Below are 16,470 nucleotides of genomic sequence, written 5' to 3'. Positions count from 1 at the left end.
CGGGTCATGACGCTACTCGCACATGACCGCTACTGCGACGCGATCGAGCTGGAGGTGCGGCGGCTGAGGGACGTGGTGACGTCCGGGGCCGACCTGTCGGCGACCGTGCCGACCTGCCCGGACTGGTCGCTGGAGCGGCTCGTTCGGCACACGGGCGGGGCGTTGCGCTGGGTCGAGCGCATCGTCAGCACGAAGGCTCAGGAGAACGTCCACGACGAGCAGGTGCCGCTCCTGGAGGGACCCGCCGCCGAGGGCGACCCCGCCGCGCTGGACGCCTGGCTCGCCGAGACCGGCGAGATGCTCGTCGCCGCGCTGCGCGAGGCGGGGCCCGACACCAAGGTGTGGGCCTGGGCCGGGGACCTCAGCTCCGCCTTCTGGGCCCGCCGGATGACGCACGAGCTGGTGATCCACCGAGCCGACGCGACGCTGGCGGCCGGGCTGCCGTACGAGGTGGCGCCCGATGTGGCCGCGGACGCGATCGACGAGTGGCTGGGGATCATCGAGTTCGTGCAGCGGACGCGGCCGCAGGACGCCGCCGCGGCCGAACTGCGCGGCCCGGGCCGCAGCATCCACCTGCACGCCACCGACACCCCGCCCGAACTCGACGCCGAGTGGGTCATCGAGCTCACCGAGGAGGGTGTCGTGTGGCGCCGGGACCACGAGAAGGCGACCGTCGCGCTGCGCGGCCCGCTCACCGACATCCTGCTCGCCTTCTACCGCCGACTGCCGGTGGACGACGGGCGGTTGGAGGTGCTGGGGGACCGGGAGCTGCTGGACTTCTGGCTGGAGCGGGCGACCTTCGGCTAGCCGGCGTACCCGGACAGGCGTGTGGCCCGCCCCCTTCGAGAGGGACGGGCCACACGTTTCACGCGGACGTACGGTGTGCGGTTCAGCTCGACTTCGAGGCGCCGCGGCGACGCATGCCGAAGAACACCGCTCCGCCGCCGACCACCACGAGGGCACCGGCGATACCGGCGATCATCGGGGTGTTGGAGTTCGCACCGGTCTCGGCGAGGTTGGAGCTACCGGCCGCGGGGGACGGGGCGTTGTCGCCCGGCGTCGCGGGCGCGGCGCTGCTCTCCGACTCCGACGGGTTCGCGGAGGGCGTCCCCGAGGAGGCGGGCGAGGACGGGGTCTCCGACGGCTTCGGGGTCTCCGAGGCCGACGGCGACGGCGACTCGGTCGCGCAGGCCGTGGACGGAGCGGTCACGTTGCCCTTGATGTCCTCGTCGACCTGGTTTCCGGCCTTGACGTGGACGCGGTACGTGGCGTTCGGCTTCCAGTCCTCGGCGAAGGTGATGGTGACACCCTGGCGCGAGCCGACGATGTCCTGCTCGCCGACCTTCTTCGCGTCGGCGCCGTTGGACTCCAGGAACACGGAGACGGTCGCCTTGGTGCCGGAGGCATCCACGTCCGTGACGGAGATGATGCCGTCGGTGCCGTCGCACTTGGCTTCGGCGGAGAACTCACTGATGTTGCAGGCAAGGGCGTTGCCCGCGACGCCGAGCGCGAGCGCGGCCGTGGCGGAGGCAACACCGAGGATTCGCACGGAACGTGCGGTACGGCGAGATATGGACACGATTGCCCTTCACAGAATGCGCAACTGCGGGGGGTTTAAGGGGGGTTCTGCTGTGTCAACAGGGCCCCTCGGGCCCCACAGGTTTATAAGTGCCACCTAAGGGCTGTCAATGCATATGCCCAGCCGTGCCACCGGCTTTGCCTTGTCGTTAACCGCCGAGGCGTTTGAGCGCCTCCGGTGCCTCCTCGATCCGGTCCACCAGTGCGATCCGGGACGCCATCGACCGTTCATGGGCAAGGGATTGGAGAAGGGGCCAAGTGGGGTGTTTCTCGGTCCAATGCGCACGGTTCACGAGAACCATGGGGGTGGGCTCACCGCGCGACTCGTAGTAGTTCGGCGTCGCGTTGTCGAAGATCTCCTGTACGGTCCCGGCGGCGCCCGGCAGGAAGACGACACCCGCGTTCGAGCGGGCCAACAGCCCGTCCTCGCGGGTCGCGTTGGCGAAGTACTTGGCGATGTGGGCGGCGAAGGCGTTCGGCGGCTCGTGGCCGTAGAACCAGGTCGGGATGCCGACGGAGGGGCCGCCGTCCGGCCAGCGCTCGCGCACGGCGAAGGCGGCGCGCGCCCAGTCGCCGATGGAGGGGGTGAACGACGGTGCCTCGGCGAGGAGCCGGAGCGCCTCGGTGAGCATCTCGTCGTCGAACGGGGCGGCGTACGCGCCGAGGTTCGCCGCCTCCATCGCGCCGGGGCCGCCGCCGGTGGCGACCGTGAGCCCGGCACGCGCCAGTTCGCGCCCCAGGCGCGCGGCGCCCTCGTACGCCTCCGTGCCGCGTGCCATCGCGTGACCGCCCATCACGCCCACGACTCGGGTGCCGATGAGGAGTTCGTCGAGCGCGTCCGACACCGAGTCGTCGTGGATCGCGCGCAGCATCGAAGCGAAGACGTCGCCGTCGGCCCTGGTCTGCTGGAACCAGGCGTACGCGCGGGCATCCGGGGTCGCCTCGTAGCCGTCGTCGAGCGACGCGAAGAGCTCGTCCGGGGAGTAGAGCAGCCCGCGGTAGGGGTCGAAGGGCAGCCCGGGTATGGGCGGGAAGACGAGCGCGCCGGTGGCCCGTACCCGTGCCGCCGCCGCGGGGTCCATCGGGCAGCCGAGGAAGACGGCGCCCGCGGTGTCCACGCCGAGCAGGGCGTCCGTACGGTCCGTCAGATCCACGGCCTGGACGCGGAACCGGGCGAGCGAGCCGTGCTCCGAGACGACCTTGTCGAACTCGGCGAGCGACTCGATCTCGCGGTCATGGGCGGCGTGAAGGGGTGTTGGCTGCACGCGGCCATGCTAGGGGTGGGTTCTTCGGCGGCCGGCGGCGGTCTCCCCCCTTTGAGGGGGACACGCGCATGGGTGTCCCCCCCGGGGCTCAGCTCTGGACCGCGGCCGGGTCCATCCACATGACCTCCCACGTGTGGCCGTCCACGTCGTCGAAGGTACGGCCGTACATGAAGCCGTGGTCCTGGGCCTCCCCGGTCCCCGAGCCGCCCGCCGCGAGGGCCTTGTCGCAGAGTTCGTCGACCTTCTCGCGGCTCTCGGCGCTCAGGCACAGCAGCACCTCGCTGGTCTTCGTCGGGTCCGCGATCTTCTTCTTCGTGAAGTCCGCGTAGCGCTGCTTGCTCAGCAGCATCGCGATGATCGTGTCGCTGATGACGACGCAGGCGCAGTCGTCCGTCGTGAACTGCGGGTTGATCGTGTAGCCGAGCTCGGTGAAGAACTTCTTCGAGGTGTCGACGTCGTTCACGGCGAGGTTCACGAAGATCATCTGCTGGTACATGAGGGGTCTCTCCCGGTGCGGGTGGAGTGATGCGGTGCCGTTCGCAGAGGTAGACCGCCACTCCGCGCGGAACTCATCGCCCGGCGGGAAAGAAGCGGGAGGAAGCAGGAAAGCAGCGGGAAGGAAGCGCGTACGCGTGCTCAGCGCGTCAGTGGCAGCGCGGCCAGTTCCGCGACCGCCCAGGTCAGCGGCCCGAACGCGGCGAACAGCGCACCCGCGCGGAGCAGCGCGGCGCCCCGCAGCACCGTGGTCGGTGCCCCCAGGCACAGCAGCGCCGCCGTGGTGTCGGCGCGCGCGTGCTTGGCCTCGACCGCCGCGGTCAGCAGGGTCGCGAGGGTGCACCCGGCCACGAGCAGCGCCCCGAGTGTGCTGAGCGGACCGAACGAGGGCCGCGCCCCGGAGTACACCGTCGCCATGGCGTACGCGCCGGACGCGACCGCGCACACCACGCCGAGCGGGCGCCCGATGCGCCGTGCCTCCTCCTGAAGGACACGCCCGGCGAGCAGCCGCACCACACCGGGGCGTACGGCCTGGAGCAGCTGCCCGCACAGATGCGTGATCGCGGGGCAGGCGAGGATCAGCCCGAGCGCGGTCAGGGTCCAGCCGCCGAGCACCCCGGCGGGGCCGCCGGCGAACCGGCCGGGCAGCGCCAGACCGGGTGCCGGTCCCGAACGGCTCGCGTACGTCTCCACGGCGAGACCCGCCGCGAGGACGGCCGTGCCCCAGGGCAGCCCGCCGGGGGCGGGCAGCGGAGGGGCGGGCTGCTGCGGGTCCAGCGGGTGCCCCGGCTGGTCGGCGTACGGGCCGGCCTCGGCGCGCGTACGGGACGGCGTACGGGACGCCTTGCGGGGCGAGGTGCCGTCGGCCCCCGTCCGTCGGGTGCGGGTCGGCCCGGCCCCCCGCGGACGTAGCACCACCGCGCTCGCCACGGACGCGGCCAGCGGGACCAGGAGCAGCAGGGTCACGGCCGCGGGCAGCGGCAGCGGGTAGTCGGAGGCGAGGAAGGTCGTCGCGTCGCCGTCGAAGGACAGGCCGGGCAGGTCGCCGCGCAGGTGCAGGAAGACGAGCAGCGCGAGCATCGAGCCGAGCGTGGTGGACAGGGCGGTGGTGACCGCCGAGATCGCCATCAGCCGGCCGGGGCCGAGTCCGATCGCCGAGAGCCCGGGGCGTGGCCGGGTCCCCGGGTCCGTACGGGCGACCGCGACCGCGAAGTGCACGGTGGCGGCGGCGGGCGCGAGGCACCACAGGAGCCGGAGCGCCGCACCGCCTGAGGGGTCCGGGTGCGCCATCGCGTACCCCAGCGTGCACAGCAGCAGGAAGCCGGTGCCCGCCGAGGCGGCGGCGACCAGCAGTCTGCGCAGCTGGACGAGGGGGTGTGCCCCGCGGGCTAGACGGAGAGCGAGCACGCGGCCCGGCCTTCCGTCTCGGCGACCGGGGGCAGGTGGACGGTGTTCACGCGCCGTCCGTCGAGCAGCGACACCGTGCGGTCGGCGAGGGCCGCGGTGTCCGTGTCGTGGGTGGCCAGGACGACCGTGATGCCGTGCGAGCGGGCCGCCGCGGTGAGCGTGCGCAGGACGTGCGCGCGGTCGGCGCGGTGCAGGGGTGCGGTCGGTTCGTCGGCGAAGAGCACCTTGGGGGCGGGGACGAGCGCACGGGCGATGGCGACGCGCTGGCGTTCGGCCTGGAGCAGGGCGTGCGGGCGCTTGCGGGCGCAGTGGCCGATGTCGAGGCGTTCCAGCCACTCGAGGGCGGCGGTCTTGGCGGCCCGGCGGCCGCAGCCGCGCAGCATCAGGGGCAGCGCCGCGTTCTCCCAGGCGTTCAGTTCCGGTACGAGGACGGGCGCGGGGTCGATCCAGCCGAAGCGGTCGCGGCGCAGCCGTTCGCGGGTGACGGGGCCCATGGTGTGCACCGGCGCGCTGTTGAACCAGACCTCGCCCTGCTGGGGCAGCAGCTGCCCCGACAGGCACCGCAGCAGGGTTGTCTTGCCGCTGCCGCGCGGGCCGCCGACGGCGAGGATCTCGCCCTCGCGGATGTCGAGCGAGACACCGCTGAGTGCGGGCGAGCCGTTGTGCTTGACGTGCAGGGCACGTGCCCAGAGCACGTCGTTGTCCGGCGGGGCCACCATCGCGTACACCTCGGTTCAGATCTGATTTGCGCTGCCAATCCCCCGGACGAGGGAACGAAGGCAGGGCCGATCGGTCACTGGGCACGCTAGGGAGTCGGGGGCGGGAGGCCGGACAGCACGCGGCCCCGGGGCGCCCATTCTCACTCGAACGGGCGGCACCGGGGCCGTTGTTGATCATCCCTGAGGAAGATCGGAGCGAGGAAGCTCAGAGCTTCGTCCACGCCTCCGTCAGCACCTGACGGACGATGCCCTCGATCTCGTCGAAGGTCGACTGGTCGGAGATCAGCGGCGGCGACAGCTGGATGACCGGGTCACCGCGGTCGTCGGCGCGGCAGTAGAGGCCGTACTCGAAGAGCTTCTTGGAGACGAAGCCGTAGAGCACGCGCTCCGACTCCTCGTCCGTGAAGGTCTCCTTGGTGGCCTTGTCCTTCACCAGCTCGATGCCGTAGAAGAAGCCGTTGCCGCGGACGTCGCCGACGATCGGCAGGTCGTGCAGCTTCTGGAGCGTCTGGAGGAAGTTCGCCTCGTTGTCCAGCACGTGCTGGTTGAGGCCCTCGCGCTCGAAGATGTCGAGGTTGGTGAGCGCCACCGCCGCGGAGACCGGGTGGCCGCCGAAGGTGTAGCCGTGCAGGAAGGTGTTGTCGCCCTTGTAGAACGGCTCGGCGATCCGGTCCGAGACGATGGCGGCGCCGATGGGGGAGTAGCCCGAGGTCATGCCCTTGGCGCAGGTGATGATGTCCGGGATGTAGTCGAACTTGTCACAGGCGAACATCGTGCCGAGGCGGCCGAAGGCGCAGATGACCTCGTCGGAGACGAGCAGCACGTCGTACTTGTCGCAGATCTCGCGCACGCGCTGGAAGTAGCCGGGCGGCGGCGGGAAGCAGCCGCCGGCGTTCTGTACCGGCTCCAGGAAGACCGCCGCGACGGTCTCCGGGCCCTCGAAGAGGATCTCCTGCTCGATCTGGTCGGCGGCCCAGCGGCCGAAGGCCTCCGGGTCGTCGCCGTGGATCGGGGCGCGGTAGATGTTGGTGTTCGGCACCTTGTGCGCGCCCGGGACGAGCGGCTCGAAGGGGGCCTTCAGAGCCGGCAGGCCCGTGATGGACAGGGCGCCCTGCGGGGTGCCGTGGTAGGCGACCGCACGCGAGATGACCTTGTACTTCGTGTAGTTGCCGGTGAGCTTGTGGTACTGCTTGGCGAGCTTCCACGCGGTCTCGACGGCCTCGCCGCCGCCGGTGGTGAAGAAGACCTTGTTCAGGTCGCCCGGAGCGTAGTGCGCGAGGCGCTCGGCGAGCTCGACGGCCTTGGGGTGGGCGTAGGACCAGATCGGGAAGAAGGCCAGCTCCTGCGCCTGCTTGAACGCCGTCTCCGCCAGCTCGGTGCGGCCGTGGCCCGCCTGGACCACGAACAGGCCCGCGAGACCGTCGAGGTAGCGCTTGCCCTTGTCGTCGTAGATGTAGGTGCCCTCACCACGGACGATGGTGGGAACGGGCGCGTTCTCGTACGAGGACATGCGGGTGAAGTGCATCCACAAGTGGTCGTACGCGGTCTTGCTCAGGTCCTGTGTGCTCACGGCTATCGGGTTCCCCACATGTAGGTCTGCTTCTTGAGCTTCAGATAGACGAAGCTCTCGGTGGAGCGCACCCCGGGCAGGGCCCGGATGCGTTTGTTGATGACGTCCAGCAGGTGGTCGTCGTCCTCGCAGACGATCTCGGCGAGGATGTCGAACGAGCCCGCGGTCATCACCACGTACTCGACTTCCGACATGGCGGTCAGCGCGTCGGCCACCGGGTCGAGGTCGCCCTCGACATTGACGCCGACCATCGCCTGCCTGCGGAAGCCCACGGTGAGCGGGTCCGTGACGGCGACGATCTGCATCACGCCCTGGTCGAGCAGCTTCTGGACGCGCTGGCGCACGGCCGCCTCGGACAGGCCTACGGCCTTGCCTATCGCGGCGTACGGACGGCGTCCGTCCTGCTGGAGCTGCTCGATGATGGCGAGGGATACGGAGTCCAGCTGGGGACTGCCGTTCCTGGACTCGCGGGTGGAGTCCCTGGGGTCTGCGCTTCGACTGGCCACGAGCTCACTGTGCACGAGGTCTCGACGGTTCCGCAAGGCTGTAGCGATGAAATTCGTTGTTTACGAGGACGTAGCTTGCGGATTTCGCAGTCAAGGGGTGACCGGGGGTGTTGAAAACGTGGGCCCACGGATTAGGGTGGGTGTCTCAGCGATTGGACACCTGAACTTGGAGGGCCGGCAGTGAGCACCGAGCTGCGTCGTCTGCGCAATTACATCGACGGTGAGTTCCGGGACGCCGCCGACGGGCGGACCACCGAGGTCGTCAATCCCGCGACCGGCGAGGCGTACGCGACCGCGCCGCTGTCCGGTCAGGCCGATGTGGACGCCGCCATGGCGGCTGCCGCCGCGGCCTTCCCGGCCTGGCGCGACCAGACCCCCGCCGAGCGCCAGAAGGCCCTCCTGAAGATCGCGGACGCGTTCGAGGAGCGGGCCGAGGAACTGATCGCCGCCGAGGTCGAGAACACCGGCAAGCCGATCGGACTGACCCGGTCCGAGGAAATCCCGCCCATGGTCGACCAGATCCGCTTCTTCGCGGGCGCGGCGCGGATGCTCGAGGGCCGCTCGGCCGGCGAGTACATGGAGGGGATGACCTCCATCATCCGCCGCGAGCCGATCGGCGTCTGCGCGCAGGTCGCGCCGTGGAACTACCCGATGATGATGGCGGTGTGGAAGTTCGCCCCGGCGCTCGCGGCCGGCAACACGGTCGTCCTGAAGCCTTCGGACACCACCCCCGCCTCCACGGTCCTGATCGCCGACATCATCGGCGGCATCCTGCCCAAGGGCGTCTTCAACGTCATCTGCGGTGACCGGGAGACCGGCCGCGCGATGGTCGAGCACCCGACCCCGGCGATGGCCTCCATCACCGGCTCCGTCCGCGCGGGCATGTCCGTCGCCGAGTCGGCGTCCAAGGACCTCAAGCGGGTCCACCTGGAGCTGGGCGGCAAGGCCCCCGTCGTCGTCTTCGAGGACACCGACATCGCCAAGGCCGTCGAGGACATCTCGGTCGCGGGCTTCTTCAACGCGGGCCAGGACTGTACGGCCGCCACCCGCGTCCTCGTCCAGGAGTCCATCCACGACGAGTTCGTCGCCGCGCTCGCCAAGGCCGCCGCCGAGACGAAGACCGGTCAGCCGGACGACGAGGACGTGCTCTACGGCCCGCTGAACAACCCGAACCAGCTCAAGCAGGTCGCCGGGTTCATCGAGCGGCTGCCCGCGCACGCCAAGGTCGAGGCGGGCGGCCAGCAGGTGGGCGACAAGGGCTACTTCTACGCCGCGACCGTCGTCTCCGGTCTCAAGCAGGACGACGAGATCATCCAGAACGAGGTCTTCGGGCCGGTCATCACCGTCCAGTCCTTCACGGACGAGGCCCAGGCCATCGCGTGGGCCAACGGCGTCGACTACGCCCTCGCCTCCTCGGTCTGGACGAAGGACCACGGCCGCGCGATGCGTCTGTCGAAGTCCCTCGACTTCGGCTGCGTGTGGATCAACACCCACATCCCGCTGGTCGCCGAGATGCCGCACGGTGGCTTCAAGAAGTCCGGCTACGGCAAGGACCTGTCGGCGTACGGCTTCGACGACTACACGCGGATCAAGCACGTGATGACGTCGCTCGACGCGTAGTGCGTACGGTGTGAACCGCGCGGCCCTGGACGGGAGTTGATCCCGTCCGGGGCCGCGGTGTTCCCCCCTCGTGGTGGTCGGTTCCGGGCTCGATGCGCAGGGACTTGCCCGTGCCCGTTGCCTTGCCCGGCTCGGGCGGCGGCGGCAAGTCGTGGCGTACGGCGGCTCGGTGGCGGCGCGAGGTGACCGCCCGGAAATGAGGGGATCGACAGGGTGTCGGGTCGGCGCGCGACCGCTCGACGCAGCGTCCATTGTTCGCGCCGAGTCGCAACAGGCATGCTGCCGGGGTGCCAGAGATTCGGAAGACCTCGCCCCGCTCCCGCCGGTCCCTGCTGCGTGCCCTGGGCGGGGGTGTGGCGGCCGGGGCCCTCGCGGGCTGCGGGGTGCCCGCCGCGTATGTGTCACCCGGTGACCGCGCCGGAGCCGACCTCTCGGCCCGCGACAAGAAACTGACCTGGGCGAACTGGCCGCTCTACATAGACACCGACGACAAGGACCACACGAAGCGGCCCACGCTGGACGCGTTCCGCAAGCGCACCGGGATCTCCGTCGACTACATCGAGGAGATCAACGACAACGACGAGTTCTTCGGCAAGATCAGCCCGTCCCTGATGAACCATCAGCAGACCGGTCGCGATCTGATCGTCATCAGCGACTGGATGTGCGCGCGCTTCGTCCGGCTCGGCTGGGTGCAGGAGATGGACCGCGCCAGGCAGCCGAACGTCGCCAAGTACCTCGACCCGCTGCTGAGTCGGCCCGCGTTCGACCCGGGCCGCAAGTCCACCGTGCCGTGGCAGTCGGGTATCACCGGCATCGCGTACAACCACCGCAAGCTCGGCCGCGAGATCAACCACGTCGCGGACCTGTGGGCCCCCGACCTCAAGGGCAGGGTCACCCTGCTCTCCGGCCTCGACGAGGCGTTCGCCCTGCTCATGCAGGGCAACGGCGTCGACATCACCCGCTGGAAGGCCGACGACTTCCACAAGATCTGCGACCAGGTCGAGAAGTACGTGCACAGCGGCCAGATCCGCCGCTTCACGGGCAACGACTACACCAAGGACCTGGTCAGCGGTGACGTACTGGCCTGTCAGGCGTATTCGGGCGACGTGATCCAGCTCCAGGCGGACAACCCGGACATCCGCTTCGTCGTCCCCGAGGAGGGCGCCGAGCTGTGGTCCGACTCGCTGATGATCCCCAACCTGGCCCGCCACAAGGCCAACGCCGAGAAGCTCGTCGACTACTACTACGAGCCCGAGGTCGCCGCCGCACTGGCGTCCTGGGTCAACTACGTCTGCCCGGTCCCGGCCGCCCAGCACGTCCTCGCCTCCTCCAAGGACGAGGACACCGCCGCCCTCGCCGAGAACCCGCTGATCTTCCCCGACGCCACCATGCGGAAGCGGCTGGCGATCGCGCGCGACATCACGTCCACGGAACGCACGGAGTTCGCCAAGCGCTGGAACGCGATCGCGGGACTCTGACGGCTTTACCATCTCTTTACAACCCGGTCTCCCGCTGCCTCGTCTCTTCGCACGATCCGTAACTCAGCCCGCCGGGTCACCGGGCGGGCGGACCGACGAAAGAGAGCGATTCATGCGCCGAACTGTCCTCAGCACCATGGCACTCGCGTGTACCGCCGTGCTGGCGAGCACGGTGCCCGCCTTCGCCAGTGGGGCGAGCCCGGTCCCGACGGTCCGTCCGACCGCCACCGCCGCCCCGTCCCAGGCGCCGACCGGCAGCGCCGCCCCGAGCGCGGTGCCGTCCACCCGCGCCGACTCCGGCACCTCGTCCCCGGTTCCGAGCGTCGGCACGCCGACCCGGGCGCCGTCCCGGGGTCAGGTCGCCGACGTGCCGAAGGGAGCGGCCGACACCGGTGTGGCTCCGACGGCGTCGAAGTCCGGAGGCCAGGGCGGGCTGATCGGAGGGGGCGCCGCCGCGGCGTTCGTCATGGGTGGCGCGGCGGTCTTCGTCGTACGTCGCCGGCGGGCGACCGGGGAATGACCTCGCTCTCCAGGCGCGCGTTCGTCACCGCGGCGACGGCCTCGCTGCTCGTGAGCTGCGGCGGCCACGGGACCGACTCGACCGCACCCGAACACCCCGGGAGCACGCCGGTGCCCTCGCGGACCTCCGCGAAGGCCGCGCACGTCCTCGGGCGTTCGGTCCCGGTCGGCTTGCGGATCCCGGCCATCGGGGTCGACACCCCGGTCATGCAGCTGGGGCTGGCCACGGACGGCAGCGTCCAGGTGCCCCCGATCACGGCGCACGACCGGGCGGGCTGGTACCGGAACTCGCCGACGCCGGGTCAGACCGGTCCGTCGGTGATCCTCGGCCATGTCACGGTCGGTTCCTACGGGGACGGGGTCTTCCGGCGTCTCGCGCAGTTGCGGAAGGGCGACCGGATCGTGGCGCGCCTGGAGAACGGCAGGACGGCGGAGTTCACGGTCGACGCCGTACGCACGGTCGCCAAGGCCGACTTCCCGACGGACGAGGTGTACGGGGACGTGGACCGTCCCGAGCTACGGCTCATCACGTGCGGAGGGGCCCGTACCGGTACGGGCTACCTCGACAACGTGATCGTCTTCGCCGCGCTGAGCTCGGCGACGCCCTGACCCGCCGGGACCGATCCCGGGCCGATGGAACGCACGCCGTCGGCCCGGGCTCTTCCCCCCGAGTGCCCGCACGACGTCACGACCATGGAGAGCTTTGAAACGGTCCCGCGAGAAGGCCGCGTCCGAGCTGTTCGCCGCCCTCTATCCGCGCCTCGCCGGCTGGTGCCGCCGTCTCGTCGACGACGACGAGACGGCCCACGAGATCGCCTCGGAGGCGTTCACCCGGCTCTGGGCCCGCTGGACCTCCGTGACGGAGCCCCGGGGCTTCCTCTACGTCACCGCGGCCAACCTCGTCCGGGACCACTGGCGCAAGCTGGAGCGCGAACGCAGGGCCGTACACCGTGCCACCGTCGAGGCCGCCGTCCGCCCGCACACCGAACAGTCCGACCCGTCCGTACGCCTGCTTGTGCAGTCGCTGCCGGAACGACTGCGCGTCCCGATCCTCCTGCACTACTACGCTGACATGCCGATCCGGGAGGTGTCCGTGCTGACCGGACGCAAGGAAGGAACCATCAAGGCCGACCTCCACGCGGCCCGCGAACTACTCCGCGCCCACCTGAGGAGAAGCCTTGATCACACACCCTGACGAGGGTCCGGACTTCGAACCCGACGACCCGCTCGCCGTCATCCTGCGGCCCGCCTCCGACTACCTCGGCCCACCTCCCGGCCGCTACGAGGTGATCCGCCGCGGCGCGGCCCGCCGCCGGCTGCTGCGCGCCGCGGTCGGGGTCGGGTCGGTGTGCGCCGTCGCCGCCCTCGTCGCGCTGCCGGTCCGCCTGTCGACGTCCCAGGCACCCGCGTCCCCGGCGGTCCCGCTCGCCCCGCCGGCCTCCGAGGGCCGTCCTTCGTCCGTGCCCCCCAGCCCGTCGGCGTCCCCCGTGCCCGTCAACCCCAGTCGCACCCCGGGGAGCCGGACGGCCAGTCCCACCCCCGGGAGCCGGACGTCCAGTCCCACCGCCGGGAGTCGGACGTCCGTCCCCACCCAGGCGGACCGGACGACCAGCCGCGTCACGACGCAGCCGGCCGTCCCCACCCCGGCACCGTCGTCGACACCGACCACGCCCGACGCCCAGCCGTCGATCGCGCCGAGCAGCTCTCCCCGCCGTTGACCGGACCGTCACTCCGTTGACTAATCAATGGAGTGTCGATACAGGGTGTTAACTTGGGGAAATGGCTCTGCGCAACGCGGTGATGGCCGCGCTTCTGGAGGGCGAGGCGTCCGGATACGACCTCGCAAAAGGGTTCGAGGCCTCGGTCGCCAACTTCTGGATGGCCACCCCTCAGCAGATCTACCGCGAGCTGGAGCGCATGGAGGGCGAAGGGCTCGTCTCCGCCCGCGTCGTGCAGCAGGAACGCAGGCCCAACAAGCGGCTCTTCACGCTCACCGAGGCCGGACTCGACGCGATGCGCGCCTACACGGCCGAAGTCCCCAGCAAGCCGACGGCGATCCGGGACGAGCTGATGGTCAAGGTGAGTTGCATCGACATCGGAGACGCCGAAGCCGTACGGGCCGGGGTCGTCGAGCGTGTGGAGCGGGCCGGCGCCAAACTGGCCCGCTACCGGCGCGCCCAGGAACGCATGCTGGCCGGCCGCGGCGAGGAGGAGTACCTCGCCACCGTCGAACGCGTGGGCCCCTACCTCACTCTGCTCGGCGGCATGGCTCTGGAGCAGGCGAACCTCCAGTGGGGCGAGACGGTCCTGAGGAGGCTCGACCAGCGGGCCGAGGCCCTCGGCGCCACGGCTCGCGGCTGACGCTCCAGCTGCCCCGTGCCCGTCCTGGGCGGGGTCAGCGGCCCGGGTCGTAGGCGAGTTGCTTGACCAGGCGCAGGGTCAGGGCGGTCTCGACGGCCTGGACGCCGTCGAGGGCGCCGATCTTCTCGCTCAGATACGTGTACAGCTCCCCGCTGTTGCGGTAGACGGTCGCGGCGACGATGCCGGCCTGGCCGGTGATCGCCGCGGCGAAACGCACCTCGGGATGCGCGGCGAGTGCCCGTCCGACGTCGGCGAGGGCCGCCGGGGCCACGGTGAGCCACAGCATGGCCTCCACCTCGTGGCCGAGGGGTTCCTGGTCGAACTGGATGTCGAAGTAGAGCACCCCGGTGGCCCGCATGCGCTCCACACGCCGCTTGACCACGGACTCCGACTGGCCGGTGGCCGCCTGGAGTTCGGTGAGCGTGGCGCGCCCGTCCCGGACGAGTACGGCCAGCAGCGCCTCGTCGGCCGCCTCCAGCGTGAGGGGGTCGGTGACCGGCTCGACCGGCGCTGGGCGCAGGGCCGCCTGCTGGTCGGGGGCGAGCCCGTCGGCCTTGTTGAGCCAGTCCAGCCGTCCGCCGTAGAACGAGTGCAGCACGCAGTGGGCGCTGACCGAGACGACACGGGGGGTGCGCTGCAACCGCTCGAAGAGCAGTTCGTCCCGGGCCTGCCGGCTGCGCGGCTTCATCGCGCACATCACTTCGGCGCCGCCGGACATCAGCGAGACGTAGGAGGTGTCGGGGCGCCGGGCGAGCGCGCCCGCCAGCTGTTCGGCCACGTCCGGGGTGCAGCGCAGCCGGACGATCCAGTTGGTGCGGCCGAGCCGGCCCTCGTCGATCACGCCGAGCACCCGCAGCCGTGCCGTGGTGCGCAACCGTCGCAGGCGCCGGGCGACGGTCTGGTCGGAGACCCCGAGCACCTCCGCGATCCGGGAGAGCGGCGCCCGTCCGTCGATCTGGAGGCACTGGAGCAGTCTCAGGTCGAGTGCGTCGAGCGCGCGGGACGGCATCGGCTCCGCCTCCTCTCGCTCCACGCGTACTCCCGAAGTCAATGATCGAGCATGACGGTGAGGCCCGGGACCAGTGTGGTCCCGGGCCTCGTACGGGCGCCCGTTCCGTCCCCACGAAAGGGCGCCCCGAGGGCCTGTCCGGCGGATCATGCCGCAGACGTGGCCCTGGTGCCGGGGTCAGGCGCGCTGCCCCAGCCGGGGCTCCGCCGCCCCGGTCTCCTGCGGCGCCGCCGGGACGGCGCCGGATCCGGCCACCGGTCCGGTGGCCGGCTGCTGCGGGCTGCGCAGCAGGACGGCACCGACCGCTGCGGCGACCAGGGTCAGTGCCGCGGCGATGATCAGGCACAGGTGGAGGCCGTCGAGGAAGGCCTCGGACAGGGCGCCCAGGGCACGGCCCCGGTCGGCGCCCAGGTTCATGCCCGCGACCGCGCCCAGGCCGTTCGCGTCCACCACGGAGGTGACGCTCCGTACCGTGGACGCCGGCAGACCGACGTCGGTGAGGTGGCCCGGCAGGGTGTGCACGGCCTTGGTGGTCAGCACGGCGCCGAGGACGGCCGGGCCGAGCGCGCCGCCGACCTGCCGGAACGCGCTGTTTCCGGCGGCCGCCATACCGGCCTGGCGGTACGGTACGGAGGCGACGGCCGCGGCCGTCATCGGCGTGATGACGAAGCCCAGGCCGAGGCCGAGCAGGGCCAGCCGCCAGGCCAGCGAACCGAACGACGTACCGGCGTCGATGGACGTCAGCGACAGCAGCGAGGCCGCGGTCACCAGCAGCCCGCCGGTGATCAGGACGCGGGGCGACACCTTGTGCATCAGCCGTCCGGCCGGTGCCCCGACGAGGATGCACATCAGCGTGACCACCAGCATCCGGGCCGCCGCCTCCAGGGTGCTGAGCTGCTGCACCATGCCGAAGTAGAGGCTGAGGGCGAAGAAGAAGCCGATCAGGCCCAGGAAGCTGATCATGGCGACGAGCGTCGTGGCGGTGAAGGCGGGGCTGCGGAAGAGCGTCAGGTCCAGCATGGGGCTGTCACTGCGCCGCTCCGCCAGGACGAACGCGACGGCCGCGACCGCCGCCGCCACCAGGGCCACGATCACCTTCCCGTCGGTGAAGGAGCCGGCGCCGCCCTCGATGACGCCGTAGACCAGCGCGGTGATCGCCACCGCGGCGGTGATCTGGCCGGGCCAGTCCAGACGTCGTGAGCCGGGGGCGCGCGAGTCGGTCACCAGCCGGGCCGCGAAGGCCATCGCGAGGAGCGAGGCGGGGACGGGCAGCAGGTATATCCAGCGCCAGGAGAAGTGCTCCAGGATCAGTCCCGCGATCACCGGGCCGACGGCCAGGGCCGCCATCAGGGCCGTGGCCCACAGCCCGACGAACTTGCCGCGTTCGCGGTGGTCGGGCACGGCATGGCTGATCAGCGCCAGTGTCGTGGGCAGCAGCGCGGCGGCGCCCAGACCGGCGAAGGCCTGGCCCACCCACAGGACCTCGATGGACCGCGCGCACAGCGCGATCGCCGCCCCCACCGCGCTGAACGCGAGGCCCGCCTGGAAGACCTTCTTGCGGCCGTGGACCTCACCGAAGACACCCGCGGTCAGGATCAGCGCGGCCATGGGCAGCACGAACGCGTCCGAGACCCACGACAGTTGGGCGGTCGACGCGTTCAGCGCCCGCTGGATGGCCGGCAGGCTCACCGAAACGGTGGTCACCGGTAGATACGCGACGAACACGCCCACGCAGGCCATGACGAGCGTGGCCGCCCGCCGTTCCCGCGGCTCGTGCGCCGCTGTCGTGACGTTCACGGAACTCCCTCTCCCCCTGCGGCGCACCGCACCGCGATCGCTTGATACGGCGCTCACCTTCGGGGCCGCCCGCGGGCCGGGGCCAGCCACGGCGGGGGAAACCTGGATATTCGACATTCCGGACCCGGTTTTCCGGGATTTCCGTG

17 protein-coding genes are annotated in these 16,470 nt (G+C 71.0%); 8 read left to right on the top strand and 9 right to left on the bottom strand.

Annotated elements, in window-relative coordinates:
* Nucleotides 1–6 precede the first annotated feature (6 nt).
* Nucleotides 7–807, top strand: a complete 801-nt coding sequence (locus ACIRA5_RS23495; RefSeq protein WP_403693491.1) for a maleylpyruvate isomerase family mycothiol-dependent enzyme — start codon at nt 7–9, stop codon at nt 805–807.
* Nucleotides 808–889: 82 nt separating this feature from the next.
* Here the strand turns inward: ACIRA5_RS23495 and ACIRA5_RS23490 are convergent, their stop codons facing one another.
* From ACIRA5_RS23490 to ACIRA5_RS23460, 7 genes are all read right to left on the bottom strand, one after another.
* Complete coding sequence (locus ACIRA5_RS23490; protein ID WP_403693489.1) at nt 890–1,579, bottom strand: LAETG motif-containing sortase-dependent surface protein; 690 nt, start codon at nt 1,577–1,579, stop codon at nt 890–892.
* A gap of 148 nt (nt 1,580–1,727) precedes the next feature.
* On the bottom strand, nt 1,728–2,843 hold the full coding sequence (locus tag ACIRA5_RS23485; RefSeq protein ID WP_403693488.1) for an LOG family protein: 1,116 nt from the start codon (nt 2,841–2,843) through the stop codon (nt 1,728–1,730).
* A gap of 88 nt (nt 2,844–2,931) precedes the next feature.
* On the bottom strand, nt 2,932–3,339 hold the full coding sequence (locus ACIRA5_RS23480; protein ID WP_403693486.1) for a VOC family protein: 408 nt from the start codon (nt 3,337–3,339) through the stop codon (nt 2,932–2,934).
* 140 nt (nt 3,340–3,479) lie between these two features.
* Complete coding sequence (locus ACIRA5_RS23475; RefSeq protein ID WP_403693485.1) at nt 3,480–4,745, bottom strand: hypothetical protein; 1,266 nt, start codon at nt 4,743–4,745, stop codon at nt 3,480–3,482.
* Nucleotides 4,727–5,464, bottom strand: coding sequence for an ABC transporter ATP-binding protein (locus ACIRA5_RS23470; protein ID WP_403693484.1), 738 nt, complete (start codon nt 5,462–5,464; stop codon nt 4,727–4,729). Before ACIRA5_RS23470 ends, ACIRA5_RS23475 begins: the two co-directional genes overlap by 19 nt.
* 205 nt (nt 5,465–5,669) lie before the next feature.
* A complete protein-coding gene (locus ACIRA5_RS23465) occupies nt 5,670–7,052 on the bottom strand; it encodes an aspartate aminotransferase family protein (RefSeq protein ID WP_403693482.1) in 1,383 nt (460 codons plus the stop codon).
* Nucleotides 7,037–7,555, bottom strand: coding sequence for an Lrp/AsnC family transcriptional regulator (locus ACIRA5_RS23460; RefSeq protein ID WP_054235338.1), 519 nt, complete (start codon nt 7,553–7,555; stop codon nt 7,037–7,039). The genes ACIRA5_RS23465 and ACIRA5_RS23460 overlap by 16 nt, the downstream gene beginning before the upstream one ends.
* A 165-nt stretch (nt 7,556–7,720) precedes the next feature.
* Between ACIRA5_RS23460 and ACIRA5_RS23455 the strand changes: the two genes are divergently transcribed.
* The 7 genes from ACIRA5_RS23455 to ACIRA5_RS23425 all read left to right on the top strand — a co-directional run bounded on the left by ACIRA5_RS23455 (nt 7,721) and on the right by ACIRA5_RS23425 (nt 13,518).
* Nucleotides 7,721–9,160, top strand: coding sequence for a gamma-aminobutyraldehyde dehydrogenase (locus ACIRA5_RS23455; RefSeq protein ID WP_403693478.1), 1,440 nt, complete (start codon nt 7,721–7,723; stop codon nt 9,158–9,160).
* Between the two features lie 287 nt (nt 9,161–9,447).
* Entirely contained in the window at nt 9,448–10,638 is a 1,191-nt protein-coding gene (locus ACIRA5_RS23450) for a PotD/PotF family extracellular solute-binding protein (RefSeq protein WP_403693477.1), read from the top strand.
* A gap of 112 nt (nt 10,639–10,750) precedes the next feature.
* Nucleotides 10,751–11,158, top strand: a complete 408-nt coding sequence (locus ACIRA5_RS23445) for a sortase-dependent protein (protein WP_403693475.1) — start codon at nt 10,751–10,753, stop codon at nt 11,156–11,158.
* Nucleotides 11,155–11,766 carry a class F sortase gene (locus tag ACIRA5_RS23440; RefSeq protein ID WP_403693473.1) on the top strand — a complete coding sequence of 204 codons (612 nt, stop codon included), beginning with the start codon at nt 11,155–11,157 and terminating at the stop codon, nt 11,764–11,766. The genes ACIRA5_RS23445 and ACIRA5_RS23440 overlap by 4 nt, the downstream gene beginning before the upstream one ends.
* Nucleotides 11,767–11,860: 94 nt before the next feature.
* Entirely contained in the window at nt 11,861–12,352 is a 492-nt protein-coding gene (locus ACIRA5_RS23435; RefSeq protein WP_403693472.1) for an RNA polymerase sigma factor, read from the top strand.
* Nucleotides 12,336–12,875: a hypothetical protein gene (locus ACIRA5_RS23430; protein ID WP_403693471.1), complete on the top strand. Its 540-nt coding sequence runs from the start codon at nt 12,336–12,338 to the stop codon at nt 12,873–12,875. The genes ACIRA5_RS23435 and ACIRA5_RS23430 overlap by 17 nt, the downstream gene beginning before the upstream one ends.
* 61 nt (nt 12,876–12,936) lie before the next feature.
* Nucleotides 12,937–13,518, top strand: coding sequence for a PadR family transcriptional regulator (locus ACIRA5_RS23425; protein WP_403693470.1), 582 nt, complete (start codon nt 12,937–12,939; stop codon nt 13,516–13,518).
* A 34-nt stretch (nt 13,519–13,552) separates the two neighbouring features.
* Here ACIRA5_RS23425 and ACIRA5_RS23420 read toward each other — a convergent pair whose 3' ends face one another.
* Entirely contained in the window at nt 13,553–14,527 is a 975-nt protein-coding gene (locus ACIRA5_RS23420; RefSeq protein ID WP_403693861.1) for an Lrp/AsnC family transcriptional regulator, read from the bottom strand.
* A gap of 177 nt (nt 14,528–14,704) precedes the next feature.
* Nucleotides 14,705–16,324, bottom strand: a complete 1,620-nt coding sequence (locus tag ACIRA5_RS23415) for an MFS transporter (RefSeq protein ID WP_403693469.1) — start codon at nt 16,322–16,324, stop codon at nt 14,705–14,707.
* Between the last annotated feature and the right edge of the window lie 146 nt (nt 16,325–16,470).

Origin of the sequence: Streptomyces sp. NPDC096311, from assembly GCF_044763085.1 — a bacterium.
Taxonomy (GTDB): Bacteria; Actinomycetota; Actinomycetes; order Streptomycetales; family Streptomycetaceae; genus Streptomyces.
Note: the sequence above shows the minus strand (reverse complement) of the source record. Positions and strands in the feature narration are given on the sequence as shown.

Excerpts from the sequence above, each read along its gene's own strand:
- ACIRA5_RS23425 (WP_403693470.1), top strand. The coding sequence starts at position 12,937 with ATGGCTCTGCGCAACGCGGTGATGGCCGCGCTTCTGGAGGGCGAGGCG.
- ACIRA5_RS23470 (WP_403693484.1), bottom strand. The coding sequence starts at position 5,464 with ATGGTGGCCCCGCCGGACAACGACGTGCTCTGGGCACGTGCCCTGCAC.
- ACIRA5_RS23445 (WP_403693475.1), top strand. The coding sequence starts at position 10,751 with ATGCGCCGAACTGTCCTCAGCACCATGGCACTCGCGTGTACCGCCGTG.
- ACIRA5_RS23495 (WP_403693491.1), top strand. The coding sequence starts at position 7 with ATGACGCTACTCGCACATGACCGCTACTGCGACGCGATCGAGCTGGAG.
- ACIRA5_RS23480 (WP_403693486.1), bottom strand. The coding sequence starts at position 3,339 with ATGTACCAGCAGATGATCTTCGTGAACCTCGCCGTGAACGACGTCGAC.
- ACIRA5_RS23440 (WP_403693473.1), top strand. The coding sequence starts at position 11,155 with ATGACCTCGCTCTCCAGGCGCGCGTTCGTCACCGCGGCGACGGCCTCG.
- ACIRA5_RS23420 (WP_403693861.1), bottom strand. The coding sequence starts at position 14,527 with ATGCCGTCCCGCGCGCTCGACGCACTCGACCTGAGACTGCTCCAGTGC.